Origin of the sequence: Mariniradius sediminis, from assembly GCF_021491425.1 — a bacterium.
GTDB classification, from domain to species: domain Bacteria; phylum Bacteroidota; class Bacteroidia; order Cytophagales; family Cyclobacteriaceae; genus Mariniradius; species Mariniradius saccharolyticus.
Genome location: NZ_JAKEVZ010000004.1, coordinates 116,591 through 142,895 on the forward strand (window position 1 = coordinate 116,591; position 26,305 = coordinate 142,895).

The following is a 26,305-nucleotide window of genomic DNA, read 5'->3' on the forward strand; positions in this document are numbered from 1 at the left end:
TTCAATAATGGAACGGGAAGGAAATCGGCGTGGAAGAAGTCTCTATTTTGCTGAAATCAATATGAATGATCGTATTTTGTTCACCGTCTTTATTTTTGATGGCAAGTTTCATCAGCATTTTGTTGGGGAAAGGCTGTCCATCGACATCCTCAAAAACCGGATAGCTAAACTCCAGGTTGCCCCGGTCGTCCAAGCTGTTGGTGCTGAGTTCTGATACCTTGGCGATATTGGTACTTACCCGTGAATGGTACCTGACTCCCTCCCTGACTTGGGTGAGTTCAAAGTACTTCCCAATCCTGATAAGTCTATCCCGGTAGGAAAACTCCTCAGGAATGTTGGCATAGACCATGTTTTGTATCAGCGGGAGTGTAAGGCTGAGTCCATGCAGGTCTTTGATTTCCGAGAAACTCATATTCACATCATCCCCATTCATCCGGTCACGGATTTGGACCTTTTCGGCGGTAACCAATCCACGGATCGCTTCCAATCCAAGCCCGGGCGTGATGCTGAACCAAAGCGCACTGTCCTTTTTTGCCCTTAGCGTGATGGTTCCTTTTGTAATCTTTCCGCTGGGCTCTTCCAAGACTATCCTTCCTTTCGCCTGTAAATATTTGAATTCGAAATAGGCAGGATGGAATTCTTCCATAATTTCATCGGAAGTATACAGGTTGGGTTGCTTGGCGCAACCAACTATGAAAACAAAAACCAGTATGAAAAAAGGTGTATTCCTAATCATAATACTTTCTATCCTTGATTTTTTGACTTAACTGCTCGGATACGTCATCTCCTCCTTCGGCTTTTTTCCAATAGGTAACTGCCTCGTTTCTTTGGCCCAAATGGTATAGAATGTCACCGTAATGCTCCCACATCACACCGCTTGGCTTTTCTTCATTTTCCAGAGCGCGCTCCATGTACACTTTCGCATTGGAGTAATCTTTCAGTTGGAACAATACCCATGCATGTGTATCGAGATAGGTTGAGTTTTTTGGAAATCTTTTCACCAAACCTTCCGACATCGTTTTTGCTTTCTCAAGGTTTTCCTTTGCTAACGAAAGGTAATAAGCGTAATTATTCAGGACGTGTTCATCCGTTGGGTTTACCTGGAGGACCGCGTCGTAGGATTTGAAGGCGTCTTCTTTTCTTCCAACCAAATGGTAAGCATCCCCGATTTGCCCGTTGACCAATAGCGTGATTTGTTGGTTTTTGTTTGCATTGACTTCCAACGCTTTCTCAAGAGAAGCTACGGATTCTGGGCCTTTTTTCTGGGCAAGTTTTGCGGTCCCATCAAAGAACCAAAATTCGGCTCTATCAGGAAATTCATCCACGGCTGTGGAAGTGAAAGTCTCAATCTCCGAAAAATCCTTGCCCAACTCAAACATCGTAGTGATGACTCCTTGCATCACCTGTGGATTGGGAGGATCCAGGCGGACGGACTTCTGATAAAGCTCGAGCGCTTGTTCTTTTTTCCCCTCAAAAAGCCTTTTGTCGCCCACGGCCGTCAACACGCCCGCGTCGTTGGGATGGTGTTCCAACATGGAGGTTTCGAGTGTTTCGAGGAGAGCGTCCCGTCTAGCGCTTTTGGTTTCTTGGAGTATATCCGCGAAGGCCTGTGCCTTTACTTTCGGGTCCAAATCCGGACTCGAAAAGGCCTCTTTGATAAGTGATTCAGCTCGGTCTACGTTTCCTTTTTCCTTGTAAAGGGCGTAGGCTGCCATTTGAAGCTCTGGTTGGTTGGGGTATGAAGCCAGCGAGTTTTCCACCAAAGCAATTGCTTCGTCAGTTCTGCCGTTGTTGAACAGGATTTCAACGAGATTGAGGACATACTCGGAGTTGCCTGGATAGGCATCGACCAGTTTTTGTCCTTCGGCGATGGCCGCTGCAAGGTTGTTTTTTCTGAGATAAATCCGTTGTTTTTGGAGTGTAAGTGGCGCTACCGTTCCATAATATTCCTCTGCACGGTCAAGTGCGCTCAAAGCCTTGTCAAACTCACCCGCCGCCAAATACAACTGCGCCAAATCCAATATGTAGTTTTGGTTTTCATCAGTGTTGGACATCAGATTCTCCAAAATCTCGGCCGCTTTCATCGGTTGGTTTTGCTTGGAATAGACCTCCGCCATTACCAAGTTGTAGTACTTGTTGTCGGGGTCAATTTCCACTGCCTTCATTCCAAACTCAAGTGCTTGGTCGACACGGTTGGCGCGGAGCAGGATCTCTGCTATTTTAAAATTGATCGCAGCTTCGTCGGGACTTTTCTCCCGTGCTTTCTGAAAATAAAAATAAGCCCTGTCATAATCTTCCAGCATCAAAAAACGCTGACCGTCTATGAATAGTCGAGAAGCCATAGCCTCATCTTGTTGGCGCTTTCGATTCTTTTTGGATTGTTTTTCCTGGGGAAATGCATCCAAGCTTGTCAATAAGAAGAGAATTAAAAGGGCTGATTTAAGGATTAATCTCACAGAAATAAGTTATTGAAGACGAATTTGGCACTGATCGGTACCCCGATTTGCCGGTGATTTGGTTGCAAGGGTAAGCCATCAACGAACATTCAGGCTTGGAATATATTCCCTTATGTTTTTTAAACTTAAGCTTTGCCGGTACTTCCATAGCCGCCAGCACCCCGTTCGGTGTCGGATAGCACCTCTGTAGTTTCCCAATGAATTTGCTCATGCTTGGCCACGACCATTTGGGCAATACGCTCGCCATCTTGGACGACGAATTCTTCGGAAGAAAGGTTCACGAGCAATACTTTGATTTCCCCCCTATAATCGGCATCGATAGTCCCAGGGGTATTCAAAACGGTAAGCCCATGCTTGAATGCTAATCCACTTCGGGGCCTAATCTGGGCCTCATAGCCCGCCGGGAGCTCTATGAAAAGGCCCGTTCCGACCAATTTCCTTTCCAAGGGCTTAATGGCAACCGGTTCGCTGATATTAGCCCGAAGATCTAAACCCGCCGAAAGGGGTGTTTGGTATTCGGGTAGTGGATGCTTGGATTGGTTGATAACTTTCAGAATCATTTTTTTCTGGATTTCAGATAAAATTCGAGCTGCTTGATGCTGTCCTTTTCCAGCCACAAAACTACAAGAACGAAAACAATGACAAGGCTGTTTCGGACAATAAATTGTACCATTCCGATTTCCAAATCCAAATAAAAACCAAAATAACTCAACAGAAAGGACAAAAGGATCAACGCAATATCCTTCTTGGTTTGATAGGGAATAGGAAAATATTTCTGACCCAACATGTAGCAAACCACGGACATTATTGCATAGCAAAACAAGGTACTCAGTGCCGCCCCCAAGTAGCCCCAAATCGGCACCAAGAAGAAGATTACAAAGACCGTCACGATAGCGCCAAGGAGCGTGAGGTAGAAGCTATATTTTGTCTTGTCCGTCAGCTTGAACCAAATACTCAAATTGAAATAAATTCCCAAAAACAAGTAACCCAAAAGCAAAGCCGGCACGATGAAAAGTCCCTCTAAGTAGCCTGGGGATCTTAGAAACAGCGGGCCAATCCAATCAAGATTGACCGATATCGCAACCATCAGGATCGTGCAAAAAATGACAAATGCATGCATGACTTTTGCAAACAATTCGGGGCTGTTTTTGTCTGCGGACTGGTTGAAGAAGAATGGCTCGGCAGCGTATTTGAAGGCTTGGATCACGAGATTCATCAGGATCGCCAGCCGAAAGTTTGCGCCGAAGACACCTCCTGCTTCGCGGGAACTGAGCCCCTCGTAGAAGTTTTTCGGGAGCACATACTCGAATAATCCCCTGGAAAACACCTCATTGGTCACGCCCGCCAAGCCCATAAACAACAAGGGAATGGAATAATGCCACATCGGCGCAAGGAACTCGCGGTCTATTTGGAAGCGGAATTTGCCCGCCAATTTGAAAACGATCGGAACCATAGCAGCGTTCGCCAGCAGGTTTGCCAGCAGGATATAGTCTACGCCCCAATCAGGGCGGTAGATTCCATCCAGCAGAGGCTTCAGATCCGAAAGTATATCTCCATTCCAGACGTGAAAGCAGAATACGATGAAGAAGACATTGAATCCGACATTCAAAAGAATGTTTCCAAGTTTGGTAAAGGCAAACTGAAAGGCCTTATTTTCTTTTCGCAGCTTGGCGTAGGGAATTGCCATCACCGCATCAATCGCCAGAATCCATGCAGTCCAGCGAAAAAGATGCTCTCGGCCGGCATATCCTAACCAATCCGCAATCGGCTCCGCAGAAAAGTAGAGCAGGGCACCTAGGCTGAGTGAACTTGTGATCAGAAGGGATTGGATTTGGGAATAGACTTTTTCTGGGTCCAGTCCTTTTCCGGTGGCATACCTAAAATAAGTGGTTTCCATCCCATAGGTAAAGACTATATTCAAGAACGCGATAAAGGCGTATATCGCGGTGAAGGAACCCAAGGCCGCCTTGTCCAAATAGGCTGTATAGATGGGTAGGAGCAGAAAATTGATCGTTTTGCCAAGGATGCTGCTGATACCGTAGACAGCGGTTTGGCTTGCGAGTTTTTTGAGTTGGCTCATGGGCAAAAAATGAAAAAAGGGGCCTTATTCCCCTTTGAATACCGGTTTTCTTTTTTCAAGGAACGCCGAAGTCCCCTCTTTGTAGTCTCCCGATTTGACACAGCGGGCAAAGCTGTTGGCCTCTGTTTGGTAGCCGTCCTCGTCGGACACAAATACTGCATTGACGCAATCGATGACCATGCCTATCGCAAGTGGTGCTTTGCTCATGATCTTGCGGATGATTTCCTCGGCTTTTGCCATGGCATCTTCTTTTGTCGGCAATACATGGTTGACAAGACCAAGCGACCTGGCTTCATCTGCGCCGATCATATCCCCGGTCATCATCAGTTCGTTGGCTTTTCCACGACCGATCAGATACGTCAATCGCTGCGTGCCGCCATACCCTGGGATGATGCCAAGATTCACTTCCGGCTGTCCAAACTTCGCCTGTGCCACCGCAATCCGCATGTGGCATGCCATCGCCAACTCGCAACCGCCTCCAAGTGCAAAGCCATTCACGACGGCGATGACGGGCTTGTGGCAGTTTTCGATCATCGAGAATATCTCCTGTCCGTTTTCCGCGAATTTCCTGGCGTTCAGCTCGTTGAGTTCGGCAATTTCAGAGATATCCGCGCCGGCGATAAATGCCTTATCTCCCGAGCCTGTGATGATCACCGCCTTGATCTCTCTGTTGTCGGAGACTTCGTCAAAGATTTCCCGAAGTTCTGTTAGGGTTGCGAAATTGAGTGCATTCAGTTTGGATTCTCTGTTGATCGTAAGGTAAAGAATCCCTTGCTTGACTTCCGAAAGGATGTTTTTGCTATCAGCCATGGGCTCAGGTGAATGATGGGCTCCAAATATACATGGGACAGCAAGCAATCACAAAGTATTTCTTAGAAAAATACAATAACGAATAGGTTTGTGCTTGATCACATCAAGTTATTTAATCATCCGGATTGCTGGAATTAATCCAACATAGGGAGCCTATTCGGGGTATTTTTTCTATTTTTGCGCCACGAAATTTTCATCTAAAACCTTCTTCCCATGTCATCCAAAAGAAAAATAACGGTCGCCTATGGCGATGGAATCGGACCAGAAATCATGAAGGCTACCATTGACATCATGGAAGCCGCAGGTGCCCAACTGGAATACGATGTGATCGAAATCGGCGAACAGGTATATCTGAAGGGCATTACTTCGGGAATGGAGCCCAAGGCCATTGATTCCTTGCGTGAAACGAAGGTTTTTCTGAAATCCCCGATCACCACGCCCCAAGGCGGTGGCTTCAAGAGCTTGAACGTGACGACAAGAAAGTCATTTGGACTTTTTGCCAATGTCAGGCCCTGCAAGGCATTTTCACCTTTTGTGAAGACGCATTTTCCAAAGACAGACCTGGTGATTATCCGCGAAAATGAGGAGGACCTGTATGCAGGCATAGAGCATAGGCAGACGGAGGAGGTTTACCAATGTTTGAAGATTATTTCAAAGCCTGGTACCGAGAAAATCATCCGCTACGCATTTGAATACGCCAGAAAATACGGTCGCAAAAAAGTGACCTGTATGACCAAGGACAATATTATGAAGCTGGCCGACGGTCTTTTCCACAAGACTTTCGACGAAATCGCCAAAGAATATCCCGATATCCAAACCGACCACAAGATCATCGACATCGGTACGGCGCTCATCGCGGATCGGCCAGAGATTTTTGACGTGATCGTTACGCTCAACCTGTATGGAGACATCATTTCCGACGTGGCTGCCCAAGTCACTGGATCGGTAGGCCTCGGCGGTTCCGCCAACGTGGGTGAGGAAGTGGCGATGTTTGAGGCTATTCACGGCTCGGCACCGGATATCGCCGGCATGGGCATCGCCAATCCGTCTGGATTGCTCAACGGCGCCATCATGATGCTCGTGCATATCGGTCAGCCGGAGGTTGCGGAGAAAATTGCCAATGCCTGGATGAAAACCCTCGAGGATGGAATCCATACCGGAGATATTTATCAAGAAGGGATTTCCTCCAAAAAAGTCGGGACCGATGAATTTGCCAAGGCCGTCATCACTCGATTGGGTCAAAAGCCGGCCAATATGGTGCCTGCAGCCTTTGACAAATCTTCCACTGCACCTATCGAAATCAAACTCAGGCCAGCCAAAAAGTCCAAAAAAGAACTGATCGGCGTGGATGTCTTTATCGATTGGGATGCAGATGGCAGAAACCCCAACACGATCGGGGATACGCTGAGACGCGCCAGTGCCAATGGCCTCGTGCTCTTGCTGATCACCAACCGTGGGATCAAGGTATATCCGGGCGGTATGAAGGAAACCTTCTGCACTGACCATTGGAGATGCCGGTTCCAGAAACCGGATCAGTCTCCCGTCAGCCATGCTGAGATCCTGGATCTCCTAGCCCAAATCAAGGACTTGGGATTTGACTTCATCAAGACGGAAAACCTTTACGCATTTGACGGCGTGCGGGCATACAGCTTGGCGCAGGGAGAGTAGGGATTTATGATTTGATATTGGATGTTTTTAGGAAACCGGGCAGGGATGCTCGGTTTTTTTTGTTGAGTTCAATCGATCCTTTCTTCGAATTCTGATATCACCCTTTCCGCCAAGTTCACCATATTTTCTTCTTCGGGAGTATCCCTGTTGGTCAGGATGATGATGCTCAAGTTTCTGGATGGAATCCTGTATATGATGTTACGGAAGGAATCGGTGCTCCCCGTATGGTACACGACCTTTTCGCCATCATATTCCTTGATATGCCAACCCATGCCATAGGGGATCTCGCTGCCATCATTTAGCTTTCCTTTGGTAAATGTCTTTTGGAGGGCTTCCTTGGGAAGTATTTTCTCGTCATACAAAGCCTGGTCCCAAAGGAAAAGATCACGAACGTTTGAATAAATACCACCATCGCCCAGGACGGCGGAGGTGCTGCTTTGGTCCCTTTTAACCCATCCTCCGTCTTCCTTACTGTATCCAAATGCACGGTTTGGGACTTCATTGTAGTTGGGTACGAATGCGAGCGTGTTGTTCATTTCCAGGCGATCGAATATTTCGGATTTCAAAAAGTCTTGAAAATGCATTTTAGCGTATTTCTCCACTACGAGTGCCAAGAGCGCATAGGCAGTATTGCTGTAGCGGAATGCCGAACCTGCTTCAAAGTATACTTTTGGATGGTTTTTGACAATTTCGAGTACATCAGCATCGGTCACTTGGGGGCCATCATCCGGTACAAAATCCTCATAATCCCAAATACCCGAGGTATGGTTGAGTAGGTGTTGAATCTGGATTGTTTTACCATACGCCGGCAAGCTATCAAACACTGATTCCAATGTCCAGCTTAAGTCCAACAAGCCTCTTTGCTCCAATATCAATATCGCTGTGGCGGTGAATTGCTTGCTGACAGAAGCCAACCTGAAATTGGTATTGGGCTGCACTGGAGTCAGATTTTCCAGTTCAGCCTGTCCGAACGCGTTCTGATAGACAACTTTCCCGTTTTGAATGATGGCAACGACCGCGCCAGGGTTTTCTCCTTGGTAGGCGATGAATATGTCCGAGATTGGGTCGAGGGTTCGCGAACAGGAAGACAAAATCATGAAACTTATCGCAAATGGAAAGAGGGTTTTCATTTCCCTAAAGTAAGAGAAATTCAAAATGGTCAACACAGGTCATTTTTGAAACCATCTGAAAAGCGTTGTTTAGTTGCCAACAAGATTGTTTTTGGGCAGGCAACATATCCTGCAAAAGAAAGATTTTCCAGATTTCATAGTTCAGAAAGCCCAGATTGTCAATGTTGAGACCGTCGCCATTACCAATAACATCAAAGGTCAAAAAAATACCCCGAAGGCCTTAAATCCTCCGGGGTCAGTCTTCGTACATCGTACTTTGTACTTGGTGCAGCTTTTATCCTTCTTTCTTCGACATCCTCGCTCTCTCGTTCTCGTCCAAGTAGATCTTTCTCATTCGGATGGACTTTGGGGTGATTTCGAGGTATTCGTCTTTTTGGATGTATTCCATGGCTTCTTCGAGGGAAAACCTTTTTGGAGGAGCGATGCGGACGTTGTCGTCGGAACCGGAGGCACGCATGTTAGTCAGTTTTTTCCCTTTCTGCACATTGACCACAAGGTCGTTGTCACGGGAGTGCTCGCCAATTACCTGTCCGCCATAGAGTTCGTCACCCGGCTCGATGAAGAAAAATCCCCTGTCCTGTAGCTTGTCGATCGCATAGGCTGTACACTGTCCGCCTTCCATGGAAATCAGTGAACCGTTGATACGTCCTGGGATTGGTCCTTTGTATGGTTCGAAAGCCATGAAGCGGTGGTTCATGATCGCCTCGCCCTGCGTGGCTGTCAGCACGTTGTTCCGCAGTCCAATCAAGCCCCGAGATGGGATTTTGAATTCGAGGTGCTGCAGGTCGCCTTTTGGTTCCATGACCAAAAGTTCGCCTTTTCGCTGTGTCGCCAATTCGATGACTTTTCCGGCAGTTTCCTGCGGTACGTCCACCACGAGGGTTTCGATGGGCTCGCATTGCATACCATCGATTTCCTTGAAAATCACCTGCGGTTGACCAACTTGAAGTTCGTAGCCTTCCCTTCTCATCGTCTCGATAAGGACCGACAAGTGGAGGATGCCACGGCCGTACACCAAGAATTTGTCTTCGTTGTCGGTCGTTTCCACCTTGAGCGCCAGGTTCTTTTCGGTCTCTTTAAAGAGTCTGTCCCTGAGGTGTCTCGAGGTCACGAATTTGCCTTCCTTGCCAAAGAACGGGGAGTTGTTGATCGTAAAGAGCATATTCATCGTAGGCTCGTCGATCGAAATTCGCTTCAGCGGCTCGGGATTTTCGATATCGGCAATCGTGTCACCTATCTCAAAGTCTTCGATCCCTGTCACAGCGCATATGTCGCCGGCTTGGACTTCAGTGACTTTGTTTTTCCCCAATCCTTCAAAAACGTGTAATTCCTTGATTCTTGCTTTTTTGATCACCCCGTCCGCCTTGCAAAGTGATACCTGCGCACCTTCTTTGATCACCCCTCTGTGTACCCGCCCGATGGCGATTCGGCCTACGAAAGATGAATAATCCAAAGAAGTAATCTGCATTTGCAAGCTACCTTCTTCTGTTTTTGGTGCAGGGATATGGTCGATGATAGCATCGAGCAATGGCAGAATGGAATCTGTTGGGTTTTTCCAATCAGGGCCCATCCAATTTTGCTTGGCCGAACCATAGAGCGTCTCGAAGTTCAATTGCTCCTCGGTGGCGTCCAAGTTGAACATCAGGTCAAATACAGCCTCATGAACTTCGTCGGGACGGCAGTTGGGTTTGTCGACTTTGTTGACGACAACTATGGGCGTTAAGCCGAGGTTCAGGGCTTTGCCCAATACAAACCTCGTCTGAGGCATTGGTCCTTCGAAGGCATCCACGAGGAGGATGACGCCGTCGGCCATTTTCAGTACGCGCTCCACTTCCCCGCCAAAGTCGGCGTGTCCCGGCGTATCGATGATGTTGATTTTGTGGTCTCTATATCTGACGGACACGTTTTTGGAGAGGATGGTGATGCCACGTTCCCGTTCCAAGTCGTTGTTGTCCAGGATCAAGTCGTCAAACTGTTGGTTTTCACGGAAGATTTTGGAGGCATGGATGATTTTGTCCACCAGGGTAGTCTTGCCGTGGTCAACGTGCGCGATGATCGCGATATTCCGAATATTCTGCATGGTATTTTGAAATCAGGGTGCAAAGGTAGGAAGAATATTTGGTTTCAGTTTGAGCCATTTGGAAAGTCCTTAATATTTAACGATTTGATGATGTATAGGCGATTCAGCTTTTCTGTGCAAGGTGTATGCGCGCAAGGTTATTAACAGCCACGTTGCCGTTAGATTTTCTTTTAGTATTGGATATTGTTATCCGTACCAGTGGGTATATGAAAATGCCCAATCAAGGGTATTTTCCAGTATTTGGACTTTCAGGAATTTTACCCACAGTAAATATTAATCACCAAAACAAATCATTATGAAAAAGACATTGATAGCTGTGGTATTCTGCCTTTTTGGTACATCCATGGTATTGGGACAAGAACTCTTTACTGGTATCGGTGCGAAAGGAAGCTACAACAAGGTGGTCAAGGGCTCAAAGACGTTTTTTGTACCCCATTTCCAAATTGGTTTTGAGACGTACATGGAAACTTCACAAGTAGTGCAAGAGGGAAAGCTCAGCAAACTTCAGAACGTGTTTGAAGCCAACAGCAAAGGCGGCCAATACGCTGGACAGAAAAGCGGGTCTGCCCGCGTCACCACGATCCTCAGTGCCGGTATGCAATTGGAGGACTTTCAAGAGTTGGCGAATGATTTCCAATCAATTTTGGATCGAGAAATCGAAAATGCCGGGTTCGGAGTAATTAGAATGAATGAAGTAGACAAGTACCCGAGCTTTGAGAAAGTACGTGAAAAATATGGAGAGAAAACCGATAAAAAGCAGGGAAAAACGTCTGAAGAAGAAATCGGAAATGGAACAATCAAAGTAATGCCTGCCAACACATTGTTCATGTTTGACGAGAAATCAACGATGAGGGGCGGCGGACCGGCATTTTATACGATGGTCAAAAAAGTCCATTCGGAGACCGAGGCGACGATGATTCTCCAAAACATCAATATCGACTTCACGACTGTGGAATTGGACGTGCAGTTGGATGCGGGCCAAAAGGGCAAGACCACGACCGCGGAGATGAAAGTGCATCCCAAAATGCGTGTTTCTTACAATACATTCGACTTTTTGGGGTCAGATGGTAGCCCCAGTTCAGCGCCGGCCGCTTTACAATCAGAATTTGTAGCAAGTAAGGCCTACAATGCAATAATCTATACAGACAAAGCAAAAGCAGAGAGTCTTTTCAATCAAATGTTTTCCTTGAAAAGTAAGCCCGATGTGAGCTTCGACCCGAGGATTGTTGAAATGTCTAAGGAAGATTACAAAGCAGCAGCAAGGGAATTGTTCACGGAATACAGCCGTGAATTTGCGAAAACGTTGGCAAGTGTGGCCAATGGGGGTAAGTGACCAAGTGCAACAGCCGGGAGATCGCTCCCGGCTTTTTTTTTAAAGCAAATTGTTGTCGTAGGCAAACTTTATCAACCCAACCAAGGAAGAGGCCTTGGTTTTTCTAAAGATGTTTTTTCGGTGGGTTTCTACGGTCCTTTCCGAAATATACAAATGCTCGGCAATCTGTCGGTTGGAAAACTCCTTCGCAATCAATTTCAGGATTTCTCTTTCACGCTCAGTGAGCAGTTTGTTTTCTTCTGGAGCATGTAGACTATCAATGATGATTCGATTGATGTCATTGCTCAGATAGATTTTTCCTTCACTGACGGCTTGGACGGCAAGGAGAAGCTCTTTGTGGGAGTCGTTTTTGAGCACGTAGCCATCTACCCCTTCCTTGAGAATATCCTTGACCAAATGGGATTCATCGTGCATACTCAAGACAATGATTTTTGTCTGGGGAGAAGTTTTTTTCACCAGCCTGAGTAGACTGAGCCCATCCATACCAGGCAAATTGAAATCGGTGATCAGCAAATCGATTTCTTTGGATTGGAGGGAATCAAGGGCATGCTCGGCAGAGTAGGCCTCGCCAACGATTTCCATCGATGGCAATTGGCGCAGTAAGCTCTTGATCCCTTCCAACAGAATCGCATGATCGTCTACTAGAAATACTCTCATTGTCGTCAATTCATCCCAAAATTGGGTATATATGGAAACATATTCGGCGGGTGCTTCTACCGCAAAATCATCAAATCTTCATTTTTCGAATCCTAGACGATTTCAGTGGATGCATACATTCTTTCACCTTGCTCATGCGATCCATTTAAAATTAGGCTGGATCCTTTGACCATTGCCCCACATTTTGGTTTTGCAAGTGTTTTGAAATGGGCCTGAAGATGAGGATTATGATTGTGCCAGTGGCTCCAGGATTGGAGTCAATATCGAGCTCCCCTTTGATTAACTTTACCCGAGATTGAATGTTTTTCCAACCGTGCCCCTGTCCATGGGCCAATACTTTGGTGTCAAATCCCTTTCCATTGTCTTCGATAGTCAGTCTCAGCTCGTCGGTATCATTCACGATTTGAATTTCGATTTTGTTGGCACCACTGTATTTTAGGACATTGTTGCACCATTCTTGGACAATGCGGTAAAGAGAAATTTCCTGGATTTCGACAAGTCTCCCATCGAAATCAAACGACTGTACTTCTACCTGTACCTTACCATTGACGCTGAGGCGGTGTGCAAATTCCTTTAAAGCTGGTAAAAGCCCATTTTGCACGAGAGTCTCAGGCATCAGGTCGAAGGCGATTTGCCGGATCTCTTTGTGCATTTCAGAAAGGATGTTTTCCGCCTGTTCAAAAAGTGCAATCTTGTTTTCGATCCTTTTTTCATCGCCAAGTCCCGAAATATTCATCCTTAGGGCTGTGATCAATTGACCGAAACCGTCGTGTAAATCCTTCGCAAACCGCTTTTTTTCTTGCTCTTGGGAAGCAAGGGCGGACTTGATGGCAGTTTCCCTGACCTGGATTTCCCTTTCTTTCTCAAGGATTTGCTGTTTTTTCTTAAACCTGTTCTGATTGAGAAAATGTATGACCACCAGAAGCCCGATGATTACAACCAGTAGAACCGCTATCAGAACGACGCGATTGAATTTGGCCTTATTTGCGGCGAGTTCGTTGGCTTTCTCCTGTATTTCCCGGTCTTTGAGCGCTGTTTGGTATTTCGTTTCCAGATCTTTGGCAAACATGGCACGGTCCGCTTCAAATAGTGAATCCTTGATAGCGAGCAGTTTTACCAAACTATTCATCGCCTCAGGATACTTGCCCATGGATTTGTAGATCTTGTACTGTTCATCGTAGATCCACTTGTACATTTCGGCATATTCGGATTTTTGGGTATATATCAGGCCCGAATCCAGATAGGCCAAGGCGCCCAAATAGTTTTTGGCCGTATTTTCGGTCATTGCCGAATTGATGTAGACCACCCCTTTGGCATAGTCGTTATTTGTTTTTTTGTAAATATTCAGCCCCAACCTGTTGAAGTATCTGGACCGCTCGATATCGCCCTTGAGTAGGTAGGCATAGCCAATATTGACAATCGTGGGCGCCACGGTGAGCGAGTCCGTCAAGGGGGTCAAAGCCAAGATCTTTTCGTAGTAGACCAAGGTACTGTCAGGAAGATTCATTTCACTGAATGCGGCACCCGTAATGTTCAATCCTGAAATCTGATAACTGAGATATTGATCGCCACCCTTTTTCGCTACTTCAAATGATTTCTTGCCGTATTCTACTGCTTTTGCGTAATCATGGAAGAGTCGGTGGTTCTGTGACAATGACTTAAAGATTTCACTCTCCAGCCCAATATCCTGCAGTTTTTCAGCCACCTTCAAGGCGTCCAGGAAATACTTTATCGCTTGGTCGTAGAGTCCTGTGACCTCGTAGAAGTAGCCTATGCGTTGGAACGTTTTGACCAACTCTACCTCGTATCCTTCGGAATCAATCAATGGGAGCAAATCCCGCTCAATATGCAGCATTGAATCCCGGTTGTTCAGACTGCTGAAATGGATATGCCGGGCGATCTGATACCTGATTTGATCATCTTCGGATTGGATTAGGTCTTTTGCTCTTCGAAAGAATACCTCACTTTTTGTCGGATGGGCAATCGCGCTATCCAATAATTGAAGCAGGTCTTGACCAAAACTGGCAGAAATCAGAAAAACAAAAATGAAGGGTGATAAAACTAGGTGACGCATCAACTGACATTTGCTTCCAAAATAGCTATTTGAGGGAAAAAATGAAATTCCAGCCTTTAATAATGGGCGATTTGTAAGTCTTCATGTTTCAAATGCCAAAAACTCAAATTTGAAGACAAAGTAGCGTTTTCTCATTGTTGGTGGATGCTATCGATATTTTGCTACCCTACAGTGTCCAGAAAGCGATCAAGAATCTCTAACCATTTTGGGGTCCAATGGTATCCATATCGAATCGCAGGATGGAAAATCTATCGCTAGGCCTGATGGCTTAATTTTCCCCATACATCTGCTCGAGGGCTTGGGTGACACGAAGCGTTCGATTAAACAGGCTTGGTAGCACGGAAAGCACTACAAATCCTGCAAAAACCAGCAGCACTATCATTATTTGCCATGGTCTCAAGTTTTCCGGATCCAACAGATTGATGTTGCCAAAATACTTGTAGCCCTGCGCCATCACTTGCATGGGAATGTAGGTAAACATCAAGATACCCTGGTTCCCGCGCCAAGAGGCATAGTTTTGATATTTTTTGAAATCCTTGCCAAAGGTGAAATACCACCAAAAGGCCATAAAGATCAGGAAACCTAAACCCACCAAGGCCAATCCACCTTCTTGGAATCCGAAGATTTTTTCCAACAAATAGCTGCTTTGGAAGAAAACAAATGTCAATCCCAAAGGCAGGAGTATCTTGGCGCTTGCTGCCAAGGACCTGACTGCTTCCCAAAAATATCCCCGGAGTCGCTTCTCGATCATTTTTTTGTAGGATTCCTCCAAGCTGCTGAACCCAAATACACCAAACTCGGCATGGACTTTTTGAAAGGCGGATTCGAGGGAAAGTCTGGGATTTTCTTCCAGCAGTTTTTCGATTCTGCAAGCCACATGGTCCAATATCTCGTACTGCACGTCGATTTCTGGATATCCCTTTTTGGAAATCCAGGATTTCAGTTGGTCGATTTGGGATTTGGAGAGTTTCATGCGCGCAGGGATTTGGATTTGATTTTCCACACTTCAAAAAGAGAGATTCCATAGAGGAGCAGTGCCATTGTCAGGACCAGGCTGATTTGAGGAAGAAGTGCAAAGGATAGGTCATGGGTAGCCAGAAAAGTCTTGGGAATCATGATTATGGCATTTAGGCTCAATACTGGCAGGATTATCTTTAAAACCATGATTTCCGTCGTGACGGATTTGATGCTATCTTTTTGTTCGATAAAGATGTCTTTTGCGATTTTGAGGTTTTTACGCCATTTCAGCAACACGAACAAAGAAAACCCCATCAGTAAGCTAAGCGGAACATAGACCATTATCAAGTATTGCTCATCAGACTTGAGATTCATCGAAACGGTCACAAGAATGAACAATAGCCCAATGCTGTAAATCAGTCTGGAAAAGCAGAAATAGCTCCTGACGACCTTCCATTGGTTACGGGAGATTTCAGCCCGAAAGGATTTCTGCAGATTTGCCTGCAGTGCGTGGCAATATCCATAGGTGAATTTTTCTTCCAAGGAGGCCAGCTCAGCATCAAAGTCTTCCGCTTTATATTCCTGTAAATGGCTCACATAGTGGTCGTAGACTTCCAGGAGGATTTCAGCAGCTTGGAGTCCTTTTGCTGAGATCGCATGGCGAACATGCTTTAGTTCTATTTCTGAAAGTTGACGCATTTGGCAATTTTTGATAGAGATGTGATTCTTGAAGTGATTTGCTCTAATCCTTTACACCAAACCCGGCTTCCACTCCGGGTCAAGGATCCGCTGTAGGTTGCTGACAAAATTCTGCAACTCCGACATCTTCGCACTCACTTCTTTTTTACCTTCCTTGGTCAGGCTGTAATACTTCCTGACCCGATTGTCCACCTGCTCTAGTTCGGTCGTTAGTAGCCCTTCCGACTCCAGCTTGTGGAGGGCAGGGTAGAGGGCACCTTCGGTGATTTTGAGTTCACCGGCTGTCAGTTCCTTCACTTTTTGGGTAATCTCATACCCATACATGCGATCATTTTCCTCCAGGAGCTTTAGGATGATCGTCTGTAGGCTTCCCTTGAGTAGGTTGTTGTTGGACATTTTCTCGAAATCAATGTTCAAATATATCAAATTCTTATATATATAAGAAAATTATGTATTAAATAATACTTTCCAACCAGAGAAGCAATATGGGAAACTGTCAACAGGTGAATCCTTCATCATTTACATTCATTGAGAATTGTAATGGCACTGCGATGCCAGTATTGATTTTGCCCATGTTTTGGGTCAAAGGTCAGGCCTTCAAGAAAAAGGAGCTACAAGATGGCGTAGGTAAGGGTTACTGCGTGAAGGGAGCGGTGGCGACGGACCGAATCTCTCGGGAAAAGCCGTTTTCGGTTTTGTTTTGCTGTTTTTTGGAGAAAACAAACTCAGCATTGTTATTCAGCCAAACAACCCGATTCCAAAAATGGATCGACATTGAAAACCTTAATCCTCGTCTTCTTCCAGTACGATCAAGCTCACCTCTACTTTCCGATCTTGCGGACTGTTGGCCTTTTGCGTACCTCGCAGCACTTTTCCGCCCGATTGGTAACGGATTAGCTCCTTGGAAATCCCGTATTCGTCTTCCAATGCTTCGGCCACGTTGGCCATCCGGTCCTCCGCCAGTTTGAGGTTGTAGGACAGGCTACCGGTATTGTCCGTGTAGCCGGTCAACAATAGGCCATAGCCTTCATGTGTGCGGACAAATTCCGTCAGTTCCTTCAGTTTGTCGGTTTCTGATTTGGCAGGGACCCTTTGGTTGCTGTCAAAATAAATTGTCTCGATCGGCTGGAAGTAGTTTTCTGGAAGTGCTCTTCGGCGCGTGGTGGGAGTGTCGGGCAGGTTTTCCTCTTCCATTTGAAGATCGGTTTTTCTAGTGTCCTGAGGCATATAGGCACCTTTGGTCATCGCGGCAAAAGCCAAGGAAAGCGCCTCCGTTTGCGATGCTGTCGGCGTGATTGGTTCGATGGCCCCCTGATTGTTGTCGGCTGCTTCTTCGTTATCCCCATTCTGGGACAATACTGCTACGGTGCCCACGACGGCGCCTGCAGCTGCGAGTCTTCTCCTTCGTTGTCGCCTTGTCTCGTTTTCCTCTGCGGATTCATCCCGGATAACCACCTCATCCTTGCGTTTTTTGTTCTTGATCTTGGGCGGTTTTTCGCGTTTCTGTTTGCCTTTGGATTCGTTTGCGACGGATTCAGCCAATAAGCGGTCACGCTCCAATTGTAGATACCTGTTTTGAGCTTCCAGGTCTTGGATCCGTTCTTTCTCCTCTTGGGTCAATGCGCCCTGAGTTGTCGTCGTAGCCTTGATTTCTGAGGTTTCAGAGATGGTGGTAGATTCTACCGTTCGGTTTTCTTCGTCGGAAGATTTTTCCGCTCCCGCCGTCGCTGGAACCACTGCTTCAGCCATGCGATAATTTGTAGTGTCGGCATACACGACCATCACGGTAGGGATTAATCGGTGGTCTTGCTTTAGACGGGAAATGCTATCGATCTCCAGCTTGAGTTCTCTCTCTTTCCTTCTAAGGCTATCGAGGCTGTACCTGACGTTGAACCTGCTTTGATCTGTGTTTCGAAGAAAAGTTTCCTTATCGCTGGCAGAGAGGACATTGTCATCGAGAATGGTTTGGTATTGTCGCTCGAGCTGCGTCTGAACTTTGATGAGATCGCTTTCCTTCACTTTCCCTGCGGTCGTGAGGTTTTCTCTTTTTTGGATCTCTTGGTTCCAAGCAAGGATTTGGTTTTCATATTTGATCGTGTCCAGTTTTTGGATTTTTTGCCAGACAAGGAATTGGTCTGCGTTGATTGGCCTTTCCCCAACAAATCTCGTGGTGGTGGTTTGGGGTATTTCCTCTTCAATGACTAGCGCGCTACTGGGCATTTGTCCAGATACTTGTACGAATCCCGCAGAAACCCTGGGTCCCCTGAAGGACCTTTTACTTGCCCCAAAATTGTATTTGAGACCGATTCCATGATAGAATATTATGTCAGAACGGCCATTGGGGTTGCCACGATACGGCTTTTCTGGAACCACGATATTGAACCCCGGTTTGGAAGCGTACTCCTGAAAACTGCTGGAAAACTCCTCTCGGTACCTACCACTGACATCGTCTAAAAAGTCTGAGAAGGTGAAAATAAAGTCTGATTGGGCAAATGCTTCCAGATTTCTGGTCAGTCTAAATCGTATGCCCAAGCCGAGTGTCGTCGTCAGAGTCACCTGTCCATAGCCTCCGTTCAGCTCCGTTTCCCACTCTGGAAGTGATGTTTCGTAGTCCCCGTCATGGATGATACTCGGTATTGTGTTGTCGTATTTTTCTCCATTTTCGTCCAACAAATCACCCCAGACATCAAAATGCATTACTCCCATTCCGAGGGAGAAGTATGGGGCTACCAGTGACCTAGCCGGAAGTAGGATGTCATTGTCTGCACGAAAGACCATCGCCAGCCCGATTTCTTTGGTTCTGTTGGTAAAGTTGAGGCTGCGTGGGAAGTTTGGGTTTTCAAGGTAAAGGTTCCCATTTCGGTCGACATACCTGTCACTCATCCCGAAATAATACTGGCCAAAGTGTAAGGACAAGCCGGTAGATGGAGATAGTTGTTTTTCGAGTGTTGCTTTGAATGAGGACCGGGTCGAATAGTTTTTGTTATAACTAAAAATATGGTGGAAACGACTTTGATTCTCCGCTCCGGGCACCGATTTGGGAGTCAGGTCTCCCATATAGTTGGCATAGCCACCACTGAATCCGATTCTCCATTGGAATTCCTTCTGCTGAGCTTGGGTACCGAAGGCGGAAAAAAGTGTCAATAAACAGATGACAAGGATTCGATTTTTCATGGATTACCTTTTGTCGCTAAACCCAATCCACAATTTGAATTCCAAGCTCACGCCCACGAAAGGCTGCAACAAGACCGGGCCAACGTCGCCATTCAAATCTTCAATTTGAAGAGTCGTGGCTCCGGCATTGATCCTGAAGACGCGAAACATCTTGTAGCCAACTCCAGCGTAAAATGGAAGTCTGATAAACGTTCCTTCTATCTTTTCCCCGGTGCTTGCTTCGAAGTTCCTGAGGAAGACTCCCGTGGAAAAGGAGGCATTTCCGAGGACTTTGGTAAACTTGCTATTTCCCAAGGGTATTGAAATCCCGGCGTATGGACCGTGGAGGTACTCCCTGTTTTCAAGCGTCCTTTTGATTGGGATCGAAGCATAACCGACGTTTAAAGGCAGAGTGCCAGGCTTTTTCTCCGTTGGAAAATTTGCCAGATAGCGTGATTCCACCAGTGTGAGGAGTCCATTGTCGAGGTATTGATTCGCTTCATTTTTTACCGCAAGTATGAGTTCGTCGACATACTGCGCAGCATAAACTGCCTTCGCGTTGTCTTCCTTGTTTCGACCGGTAATGTTGAATCTCGCTTTTTTGAGGTTCAGGCGGTCTTTTTGTTCCAATTTCAACCTGACCACATCACTGAATCCTTCAAATTCCCGGCCCAAGATGTGTCTATAGTCTTCGAGCGCGTCTTTGACGATCTGATTCATCTGGCTGATGATTACCAAATTTGAGTTGAGGCTCTTGATGCCTGAACCAGTCACTTCGAGATTGGACCGAATGTATGAATCGAGACTACCGCCGATGCTGTTCTTGACTGCGTCTATTTGGGATTTGTCTGCCTTTTTGAAAAAAGAAAATACAATGTTGTATTCGGTATTGCTGCGGATTGGTTGGGATACAAAAACCTCAAACTGGGGGACATTGAAATCAAAAGCTTTTCTCCAGGCGAATTCCTCAGAATACCTCATGCGATTGCCGGATCGGCCCACCTTCATGGTTACCATCAGGATTTCCTTTGGCAGGGGCCCGCGGACAAAAAACACCTCTTCTGACGGTAAGGGGTTGTTTCCGTTTATTTCATTTTTGAAGATGTCATAGCTCACTGTCTTGATCTGCGCATGGGCCAGCGTACCCGAAATCCCAAACAAAAAGAGGACGCATAGTTTTCTTAAAATCGGCATCGAAGGTTAGTTAAAAACCAATCGGAAATTTATTGAATTGATTTCAATTGGGGTCGGGCGTTTATCAAGGAATCGGCCAACATTAGATGAAAAAATGCCTGTTAAATTGCCTAGAACCGTGATTTTTCAGGGTATGGGTGTCAGATGATTTTAATATTTCCCGATTTTATCCTCGATGCTCACGTCGCTGTTTTTCCGAATTTGCATGCGGTAGTAGACCAACACTTCCTCGGCGCCTGCGGCGAGGACTGCTTCCTGTGCCCGTCTGGCAATTTCCATCAATTCCTCCTGTGGGCCTTCCATCACGGTCTCGAAGGGAGTCACGATATGTTTGATACCTGATTGCTGGATGACTTCAATGGCTTTGTCGACAAGCGCGTAGCTATCTAGGGTTTTGCTTTTGGGAACAATCTGGATTCCGAGGTTGATGATGGGCATGGGGAGTACAGTTGATAGTTATTGAGTTATTAGTTATTGGGAAAGTTTATCATCGGAAGCCTTAAGTCTTGGATCTTGATAAAATGGCACATTCCTTATAGAAAACCCTTCACACTTTTCCTCCAGATTTTATAGCCCTTTTCATTCATGTGTAGTCGGTCTTCGACAAACAGCGTTTCTTTGGGCTGTCCTTTTTTGTCCAGCATTTTATCCCAAATAGAGATGTAGTACACATTGTCTTTGCTAAGCGCCATGGTATTCAATTCTGCATTAAGGGCCTGCATTTGACCGCTCTTTTCCCAACGACTTGGGCTTGGCTTGGTTCCGATGAAGTACAACTCCACATCCAGGAGTTCTGACTGGAGCCGATCTATGATGAGGCTGATTTCTGTCATGGTCTGTCGGACAGATTTGCCGGCGTTGATGTCGTTTTCGCCGATGTATATAAATACTTTCCTCGGCGCAAAGCGTATCACCAAAGGCTCTAGGTAATGCAGTAACTCGTGCGCCTGTGATCCACCAAAACCCGTATTGATGGTATTTGTTTTCGGGAAATCTTCGGCGAGTGTTTTCCAAAATCGGATACTGGAGCTGCCCGTGAAGACAATACCGCCCTTTTCCCAGCCCTGTTGGTCGAGGTTTTCCACCAAGCCAGCCACCTCTTCCTTGAATCCGATTTCTTGGGCAAATGCTGCTTGGCCGATGAACAGGATTGCAAAGAATAGCAGGAATTGGATTCGAAAGTAAGGTTTAAAACCCTTGTAAATGGCTTTCATAAGTGTGCATTTATGGACAAAAGTTGACCGTTTTTTTCGATTGTACCAATAATGGACAGGAGGAAATCGAGGATTATTGGTATTGGAGGAAAAAAAGTCCCCCGACTAGGTACTGCGTCCGACACAAATTTCGAAGGTTTCGCCCCATTTACGGGGCTAGGTGATGGCAGGGCAACAATTTTGGAAGGTCTTGCCCGTTTTTTGTAGAAAGTTTGCCAAACCATTCAATCCATTTTCCTTCATGAAGAAACTCACGCGCTTTTTTTGGTTCTGCTCAGGTGCCTATGCCCCGCTCTTGGAAAAATCACCTACGGAGACCCACAAATACGTCGGTATCGGCGGCACCGTGTTTTTTACGGGATTGTTGGCTGCGATTTCCGCAGGGTATGCACTGTTCACGGTTTTTCAGTCTGTATGGTATTCGATAGGCTTTGGCCTGGTCTGGGGCTTGATGATTTTCAATTTGGATCGGTTTATCGTTTCCAGCATGAGAAAGCGGAACAATGCCTGGGCAGAATGGAAGATGGCGATCCCAAGGTTGGTATTTGCTGTGCTTCTGGCCATCGTTATTTCCAAACCTTTGGAAATCAAGATTTTTGAACGTGAAATCAACCGAAAACTGGACGAAAAGAAGACGGAAATGATCGCGCAAAGTAAGGAGCGACTGAAATTGGGATTTGGTGAAATCAACGATCTTGAAGCCAAGAAGGACAGTCTTCGTGCCGAAGTGGAGGCTGCGACGGTATTCCGGGACAAACTTCAGAAAGAATATGATTTTGAGCGCTTCGGTACCAAATCGGACGGAACTTCGGGTATCGTCGGAATCGGAACCAACGCGAAGAAAAAGGAGCAGCAACTCGATGCCGCCCAAAATGATCTGAACAACTTGAGAGTCGCCCACCAAGTCAGGATCGATACTTTGGATGCACAAATTCAGCGCCTGACGGCACTTCGTCAAGCTGAATTTGACAAGATACAGCCCAATATCGATGGATTCGACGGATTGGCGGCGAGACTTGACGGATTGCAAGTGTTGACTGAGGAGAGCAATGCAATGGCGATGGCCAACATTTTTATCATGCTATTGTTCGTGGCCGTCGAGACAGCCCCGATTTTTGTTAAGCTGATTTCCCCAAGAGGTCCCTATGATGAGCTTTTGGATTTGGCGGAGCACCGGGTGAAATCCTACACCAAGGAGCAGACCGTGAAAGTAGATGGCAGCAGCGACAAAAGGCTTCGGGATTTTCAGACAAGCTTGGATATCAGGCCTGAGCCTTTGTAATCTGTGCCTCGGCAATTTTGCCGAGTTGGTCCATGATCTCGGGCACGGATTTCCATTCGGAGAGACCCGCGATCCAAATCAATAACCTTAGCTTGAGGCCGGGCCTGATGAGTCCTTTGGCGAGCAGGCTAATGACTTTGTCCCGCTTTCCGATTGTATCTGATTGGTCCTTTGCCTCTGCAAGCCGCTTCGCAAATTTCCAGGCGCCTTCCCGCGCCAGTTTGATGCTGAAGTTGACCAGGATTTCCTCCTTGCCTTTTGACAAACGAATCAATCGGGAGAACGTGGGGGAAATTGTGCCGATGTTGAGCTTGACATCATCTACCAAATCGCCTAATACCTGATTGATCTTGTTGAAGTCACCTTCGATATTTTCGAGGTTTTTCCCTTTCATGGTCTCTACAGCGGCGATTCCCAAATCAAGGTTGATATGCGCATTCATCCCAAGCAACAGGTGCTGTAGCACCAGGTGTTTCGTCGATACGGCCGCGTCAAACGCCAATTTCCAGCTTTCGGTAATCTGCTGTTCGGTTTGGTAGGCGTGGTAGGCATCGATAAAGCGCTTGGCGAAGATGATATCCAACTTCTCCATCCTTGGATTGTCTTCAAACTCACCCGCCAGAATCCCATCCCTCACGCGAATCGTAACCATCCGGTACAAAACGGCAAAATATCCGATTCGGCTGCTCTTGTCGCGGCAAGATTGGACGATCGTGTCCATCTCGGCGATGGCTTCGTTGATTGTTTCCATCAGGAGTTGATCAGTATACTTTCCAAAATATCACCCACAAAATAGGCTACCAGCGCGGCTACGATGCCTAGGGCGAGAGTTTCCCAGACACTTTTTAAAACCGGTGTTTGGTTTACGTAACTTTTTAACCAGCCCACGACCACAAAAGCGACACTTGTGCCAATACTCGTCCACAGGAATAGTGAAATGCCTGATTCGAAGACAAAATCATATACATAGAACGCCAGAGGAATGAATCCCACGATGATGAACGAGATCAAGGTCGCCAACCCGATATTGAAAGGGCTTTTGGAATCCTCTATCATGTCCAGTTCGTTTTTCATCATTTCATCGACCCATCTTTCGCGGTCCGCGGTGATGACATCCACGACCTTTTCCAGCAATTCGCCCTCAAATCCCTTGGCTTTGTAGATTTGGACGACTTCGTCGCGTTCCATCTCAGGCATGTTGTCCACTTCCCAATATTCAATGGCGCGGTGTTTTTGGTAATTTTCCTTTTCAGATTTGGCGGAAAGGTAAGCACCCACGGACATCGAAAACCCGTCTGCCAACAAGTTTGCAAACCCAAGAATCAGAATAATTGAGGTGTCGAGATTGGCTCCGACTGCTCCTGCGACAACCGCGAAAGTAGTCACCGCCCCGTCTATGCCACCATACACAAATTCCCGCAGGTAGTGCTGAAACCTACCCAGAAATGAAATCTGTCGATGTATTTGGCTTTCCATTTTACAAATTTGCCAAGAGAAAATTTTTCACGTTTTCGCCCATGATGGCGCGGATTTCATCGTGGGTAAATCCTTCTTTCAAAAGCGCATCGACGATCAAAGGCAAGCCAGTAATGTCAAAAGGCACGGCAACGCTTCCGTCGTAGTCGCTGCCCAAGGCAATATGCTCCACGCCGACGAGGTTTTTGACACGCTTCATGCTGGAGACAATTCCCCGAAGTTCGTCCGGTCCCTGAACCATATCGAAGAACGCGATGCCGATGATTCCCTCTTTGGCGGCGATCTTACGGATCTGCTCATCGGATAGGTTTCTTGGTGAATTCAGCACAGCCCTGATGCCGGTATGCGAAACCATCACCGGCTTGCTGGACATCTCCAAGATTTCCTCGATCATTTTTGGGGAAGCATGCGCCAAGTCGATGATCATATTTAGCTCGTTCATGCGTCGGATAACCTCTTTTCCAAAATCAGTCAGTCCTTCGCCACTGATACCATGGGCTGATCCACCCATTTCATTGTCAAAAAAATGCATCGGGCCGATCAGCCTTACGCCAGCCTCAAAGGCTTTTTCGAGGTTTTCCATTTTCCCTTCCAACGCATGGGCACCTTCGATTCCCAAAAGACCGCCAATGACATGCTTATCTGCTTTCCTTTTCTCAACCAGTTCCAGTACATCTTCTGGATTTTTTACAATGATGAACTCATCGTGAAATTCTGCTGCAAATTCCTCCAATTGTGCAGATTGGTAGAGGGTTCGTTTCATCAGGCTAAACCAATTGGATATCGGTCGCCCCTGCACGATGTTGAGAAGGGTGATGTTATCCTGCGTGTCGGCACTGTTGGATTCCATGTTTTGGCCCTTGGGGGATTTGGAAACAACAGTGAACACCTGCAGGGCGATATTACCCTCCTGCATCCGCGGAAAATCCACATGTCCGCGCTTTCCACGTTTCGTCAGGTCACGTCCCCATAACAATGCATCGCAGTGAAGATCTGCCACAAAATCCAGTGAAGCATATAGCTCTGAAGCTTCTTCTGATACGGAGTAGGGCGGTAGCTGCTTGACAGGGTTGTTGCGTTTTTCGATGATTCCCGGAACGATAAGCGTCGCTAGCCAATACAACAGAATCAAGCAGACAAGCGCAATGAGGATTTTTTTCATTTAGGATCAGTTGCGCTTTGAATATAAACAAAAACTTATATCCCCAATACCCAAATTACAGATGAGCCTATGGTTATGGTTCGAGAACTCAAAAAAATCGGGAAACTTTAGGTTATGTCACCGCAAAAAATTTAATTGGGTGGCAATTTAAGGCCTTGACATTAGAAGGACCTAATTTGGCTGGCCAGAATGTCATACACCCATAGTATACCCCATCATGTCTAGAACCCAACTTCAAAAAAGAAAACTGAAAGTAGCTACCATTCTTACAGTCCTTATCATCATGATTTTTGGAAAAAACATTTTGGAGCGTAGAAATTTCAATGAACTAGGTAATTCATTCGTTTCCTTTTATGATGATAGGCTCGTTGTGGAGAGTTATATATTCTCCATTTCAGAGGAACTTTTTAGGATCAAGCTTCTGGTAAACCACTGCGCTTTTGAGAGTGATTATTCCAACGCCGTCGGGGAAATCACCAAACGCGAAAACGATATATTGAAGATTGTGGAGGAGTTTGAAGACACAGACTTAACGATCGCAGAAGCAGGGTATTTGACCGATTTCAAGAAGATTATCCAGGAAAACCTGAGGATTGCTGACTATGCGCTACTCTATAGCGACACCCAAGGCATCAATACCCAGAAAGTAAAGGAATACAACAGTTCAATAGAGCGTGCTTTGGTGGATTTGGAAAAACTCTCCCAAATCCAATTGGAGGAAGGCCAAAAAATCGCCAAAAAGGCAGAGAAGACGGTCAATAAATCAAAGATATGGGCACAATTTGAAGTTGCCGCATTGGTGATACTGATTGTGATTATCTATTTGCTGATATATACTTCCCGGTCCATCAGGTCGGAATTTGTGAATTAAAAAGAAAGC

23 protein-coding genes are annotated in these 26,305 nt (G+C 46.3%); 4 read left to right on the top strand and 19 right to left on the bottom strand.

The window, feature by feature from the left end:
* Position 1: 1 nt before the first annotated feature.
* The 5 genes from lolB1 to L0U89_RS06645 all read right to left on the bottom strand — a co-directional run bounded on the left by lolB1 (position 2) and on the right by L0U89_RS06645 (position 5,346).
* The gene (gene lolB1 / locus L0U89_RS06625) at positions 2-736 is read right to left on the bottom strand and encodes a lipoprotein insertase outer membrane protein LolB1 (RefSeq protein ID WP_008625481.1); all 735 of its coding nucleotides are present in this window, start codon (positions 734-736) and stop codon (positions 2-4) included.
* A complete protein-coding gene (locus L0U89_RS06630; protein ID WP_439651539.1) occupies positions 729-2,456 on the bottom strand; it encodes a tetratricopeptide repeat protein in 1,728 nt (575 codons plus the stop codon). The genes lolB1 and L0U89_RS06630 overlap by 8 nt, the downstream gene beginning before the upstream one ends.
* Positions 2,457-2,581: 125 nt before the next feature.
* A complete protein-coding gene (gene dut, locus L0U89_RS06635) occupies positions 2,582-3,016 on the bottom strand; it encodes a dUTP diphosphatase (RefSeq protein WP_234860811.1) in 435 nt (144 codons plus the stop codon).
* Positions 3,013-4,536 (bottom strand): lipopolysaccharide biosynthesis protein, encoded by a 1,524-nt coding sequence (locus L0U89_RS06640; RefSeq protein ID WP_234860812.1) that lies wholly within the window; start codon positions 4,534-4,536, stop codon positions 3,013-3,015. The genes dut and L0U89_RS06640 overlap by 4 nt, the downstream gene beginning before the upstream one ends.
* Positions 4,537-4,560: 24 nt before the next feature.
* On the bottom strand, positions 4,561-5,346 hold the full coding sequence (locus L0U89_RS06645) for an enoyl-CoA hydratase/isomerase family protein (protein WP_234860813.1): 786 nt from the start codon (positions 5,344-5,346) through the stop codon (positions 4,561-4,563).
* A 213-nt stretch (positions 5,347-5,559) separates the two neighbouring features.
* On the opposite strand from L0U89_RS06645, the gene L0U89_RS06650 reads away from it, so the two are divergent.
* Positions 5,560-7,014: an NADP-dependent isocitrate dehydrogenase gene (locus L0U89_RS06650; RefSeq protein WP_234860814.1), complete on the top strand. Its 1,455-nt coding sequence runs from the start codon at positions 5,560-5,562 to the stop codon at positions 7,012-7,014.
* 68 nt (positions 7,015-7,082) lie between these two features.
* Here the strand turns inward: L0U89_RS06650 and L0U89_RS06655 are convergent, their stop codons facing one another.
* Entirely contained in the window at positions 7,083-8,144 is a 1,062-nt protein-coding gene (locus tag L0U89_RS06655; protein WP_234860815.1) for a serine hydrolase domain-containing protein, read from the bottom strand.
* 274 nt (positions 8,145-8,418) lie between these two features.
* The gene (gene typA, locus L0U89_RS06660; protein WP_234860816.1) at positions 8,419-10,224 is read right to left on the bottom strand and encodes a translational GTPase TypA; all 1,806 of its coding nucleotides are present in this window, start codon (positions 10,222-10,224) and stop codon (positions 8,419-8,421) included.
* A 295-nt stretch (positions 10,225-10,519) separates the two neighbouring features.
* On the opposite strand from typA, the gene L0U89_RS06665 reads away from it, so the two are divergent.
* Positions 10,520-11,557, top strand: a complete 1,038-nt coding sequence (locus tag L0U89_RS06665) for a hypothetical protein (protein ID WP_234860817.1) — start codon at positions 10,520-10,522, stop codon at positions 11,555-11,557.
* Between the two features lie 39 nt (positions 11,558-11,596).
* Here L0U89_RS06665 and L0U89_RS06670 read toward each other — a convergent pair whose 3' ends face one another.
* From L0U89_RS06670 to L0U89_RS06710, 9 genes are all read right to left on the bottom strand, one after another.
* Positions 11,597-12,214, bottom strand: coding sequence for a response regulator (locus L0U89_RS06670; RefSeq protein WP_051069519.1), 618 nt, complete (start codon positions 12,212-12,214; stop codon positions 11,597-11,599).
* Positions 12,215-12,365: 151 nt separating this feature from the next.
* Positions 12,366-14,288, bottom strand: a complete 1,923-nt coding sequence (locus tag L0U89_RS06675; protein ID WP_234860818.1) for an ATP-binding protein — start codon at positions 14,286-14,288, stop codon at positions 12,366-12,368.
* A 268-nt stretch (positions 14,289-14,556) separates the two neighbouring features.
* Positions 14,557-15,261, bottom strand: coding sequence for a hypothetical protein (locus L0U89_RS06680; protein WP_234860819.1), 705 nt, complete (start codon positions 15,259-15,261; stop codon positions 14,557-14,559).
* Positions 15,258-15,944, bottom strand: a complete 687-nt coding sequence (locus L0U89_RS06685) for a hypothetical protein (RefSeq protein WP_234860820.1) — start codon at positions 15,942-15,944, stop codon at positions 15,258-15,260. Before L0U89_RS06685 ends, L0U89_RS06680 begins: the two co-directional genes overlap by 4 nt.
* Positions 15,945-15,995: 51 nt before the next feature.
* Positions 15,996-16,340 carry a PadR family transcriptional regulator gene (locus L0U89_RS06690; protein WP_234860958.1) on the bottom strand — a complete coding sequence of 115 codons (345 nt, stop codon included), beginning with the start codon at positions 16,338-16,340 and terminating at the stop codon, positions 15,996-15,998.
* A gap of 387 nt (positions 16,341-16,727) precedes the next feature.
* Positions 16,728-19,118, bottom strand: a complete 2,391-nt coding sequence (locus tag L0U89_RS06695; protein WP_234860821.1) for an OmpA family protein — start codon at positions 19,116-19,118, stop codon at positions 16,728-16,730.
* A gap of 3 nt (positions 19,119-19,121) precedes the next feature.
* The gene (locus L0U89_RS06700; RefSeq protein WP_234860822.1) at positions 19,122-20,291 is read right to left on the bottom strand and encodes a hypothetical protein; all 1,170 of its coding nucleotides are present in this window, start codon (positions 20,289-20,291) and stop codon (positions 19,122-19,124) included.
* Positions 20,292-20,441: 150 nt separating this feature from the next.
* Positions 20,442-20,729, bottom strand: a complete 288-nt coding sequence (locus tag L0U89_RS06705; RefSeq protein WP_234860823.1) for a thiamine-binding protein — start codon at positions 20,727-20,729, stop codon at positions 20,442-20,444.
* Positions 20,730-20,824: 95 nt separating this feature from the next.
* Positions 20,825-21,505, bottom strand: a complete 681-nt coding sequence (locus L0U89_RS06710; RefSeq protein WP_234860824.1) for a GDSL-type esterase/lipase family protein — start codon at positions 21,503-21,505, stop codon at positions 20,825-20,827.
* A 241-nt stretch (positions 21,506-21,746) separates the two neighbouring features.
* Between L0U89_RS06710 and L0U89_RS06715 the strand changes: the two genes are divergently transcribed.
* Complete coding sequence (locus L0U89_RS06715; RefSeq protein WP_234860825.1) at positions 21,747-22,787, top strand: DUF4407 domain-containing protein; 1,041 nt, start codon at positions 21,747-21,749, stop codon at positions 22,785-22,787.
* On the opposite strand, the gene L0U89_RS06720 is transcribed toward L0U89_RS06715, so the two are convergent.
* The 3 genes from L0U89_RS06720 to L0U89_RS06730 are packed head-to-tail and all read right to left on the bottom strand — an operon-like array spanning position 22,768 to position 25,425.
* Positions 22,768-23,538: a DUF5995 family protein gene (locus L0U89_RS06720; RefSeq protein ID WP_234860826.1), complete on the bottom strand. Its 771-nt coding sequence runs from the start codon at positions 23,536-23,538 to the stop codon at positions 22,768-22,770. The two genes, L0U89_RS06715 and L0U89_RS06720, sit on opposite strands and share 20 nt — an antisense overlap.
* Complete coding sequence (locus L0U89_RS06725) at positions 23,538-24,263, bottom strand: VIT1/CCC1 transporter family protein (protein ID WP_234860827.1); 726 nt, start codon at positions 24,261-24,263, stop codon at positions 23,538-23,540. The genes L0U89_RS06720 and L0U89_RS06725 overlap by 1 nt, the downstream gene beginning before the upstream one ends.
* 1 nt (position 24,264) lies before the next feature.
* Positions 24,265-25,425 (bottom strand): dipeptidase, encoded by a 1,161-nt coding sequence (locus L0U89_RS06730; protein WP_234860828.1) that lies wholly within the window; start codon positions 25,423-25,425, stop codon positions 24,265-24,267.
* A 217-nt stretch (positions 25,426-25,642) separates the two neighbouring features.
* Here L0U89_RS06730 and L0U89_RS06735 point away from each other — a divergent pair, with 217 nt between their 5' ends.
* On the top strand, positions 25,643-26,296 hold the full coding sequence (locus L0U89_RS06735) for an MCP four helix bundle domain-containing protein (RefSeq protein WP_234860829.1): 654 nt from the start codon (positions 25,643-25,645) through the stop codon (positions 26,294-26,296).
* Positions 26,297-26,305: the final 9 nt, after the last annotated feature.

Excerpts from the sequence above, each read along its gene's own strand:
- L0U89_RS06680 (WP_234860819.1), bottom strand. The coding sequence starts at position 15,261 with ATGAAACTCTCCAAATCCCAAATCGACCAACTGAAATCCTGGATTTCC.
- L0U89_RS06670 (WP_051069519.1), bottom strand. The coding sequence starts at position 12,214 with ATGAGAGTATTTCTAGTAGACGATCATGCGATTCTGTTGGAAGGGATC.
- L0U89_RS06700 (WP_234860822.1), bottom strand. The coding sequence starts at position 20,291 with ATGCCGATTTTAAGAAAACTATGCGTCCTCTTTTTGTTTGGGATTTCG.
- L0U89_RS06705 (WP_234860823.1), bottom strand. The coding sequence starts at position 20,729 with ATGCCCATCATCAACCTCGGAATCCAGATTGTTCCCAAAAGCAAAACC.
- L0U89_RS06685 (WP_234860820.1), bottom strand. The coding sequence starts at position 15,944 with ATGCGTCAACTTTCAGAAATAGAACTAAAGCATGTTCGCCATGCGATC.
- L0U89_RS06710 (WP_234860824.1), bottom strand. The coding sequence starts at position 21,505 with ATGAAAGCCATTTACAAGGGTTTTAAACCTTACTTTCGAATCCAATTC.
- L0U89_RS06665 (WP_234860817.1), top strand. The coding sequence starts at position 10,520 with ATGAAAAAGACATTGATAGCTGTGGTATTCTGCCTTTTTGGTACATCC.
- L0U89_RS06645 (WP_234860813.1), bottom strand. The coding sequence starts at position 5,346 with ATGGCTGATAGCAAAAACATCCTTTCGGAAGTCAAGCAAGGGATTCTT.
- L0U89_RS06655 (WP_234860815.1), bottom strand. The coding sequence starts at position 8,144 with ATGAAAACCCTCTTTCCATTTGCGATAAGTTTCATGATTTTGTCTTCC.
- L0U89_RS06735 (WP_234860829.1), top strand. The coding sequence starts at position 25,643 with ATGTCTAGAACCCAACTTCAAAAAAGAAAACTGAAAGTAGCTACCATT.
- L0U89_RS06675 (WP_234860818.1), bottom strand. The coding sequence starts at position 14,288 with ATGCGTCACCTAGTTTTATCACCCTTCATTTTTGTTTTTCTGATTTCT.
- L0U89_RS06720 (WP_234860826.1), bottom strand. The coding sequence starts at position 23,538 with ATGGAAACAATCAACGAAGCCATCGCCGAGATGGACACGATCGTCCAA.
- dut (WP_234860811.1), bottom strand. The coding sequence starts at position 3,016 with ATGATTCTGAAAGTTATCAACCAATCCAAGCATCCACTACCCGAATAC.
- typA (WP_234860816.1), bottom strand. The coding sequence starts at position 10,224 with ATGCAGAATATTCGGAATATCGCGATCATCGCGCACGTTGACCACGGC.
- L0U89_RS06695 (WP_234860821.1), bottom strand. The coding sequence starts at position 19,118 with ATGAAAAATCGAATCCTTGTCATCTGTTTATTGACACTTTTTTCCGCC.
- L0U89_RS06640 (WP_234860812.1), bottom strand. The coding sequence starts at position 4,536 with ATGAGCCAACTCAAAAAACTCGCAAGCCAAACCGCTGTCTACGGTATC.
- L0U89_RS06690 (WP_234860958.1), bottom strand. The coding sequence starts at position 16,340 with ATGTCCAACAACAACCTACTCAAGGGAAGCCTACAGACGATCATCCTA.
- L0U89_RS06650 (WP_234860814.1), top strand. The coding sequence starts at position 5,560 with ATGTCATCCAAAAGAAAAATAACGGTCGCCTATGGCGATGGAATCGGA.
- L0U89_RS06725 (WP_234860827.1), bottom strand. The coding sequence starts at position 24,263 with ATGGAAAGCCAAATACATCGACAGATTTCATTTCTGGGTAGGTTTCAG.
- L0U89_RS06715 (WP_234860825.1), top strand. The coding sequence starts at position 21,747 with ATGAAGAAACTCACGCGCTTTTTTTGGTTCTGCTCAGGTGCCTATGCC.
- lolB1 (WP_008625481.1), bottom strand. The coding sequence starts at position 736 with ATGATTAGGAATACACCTTTTTTCATACTGGTTTTTGTTTTCATAGTT.
- L0U89_RS06730 (WP_234860828.1), bottom strand. The coding sequence starts at position 25,425 with ATGAAAAAAATCCTCATTGCGCTTGTCTGCTTGATTCTGTTGTATTGG.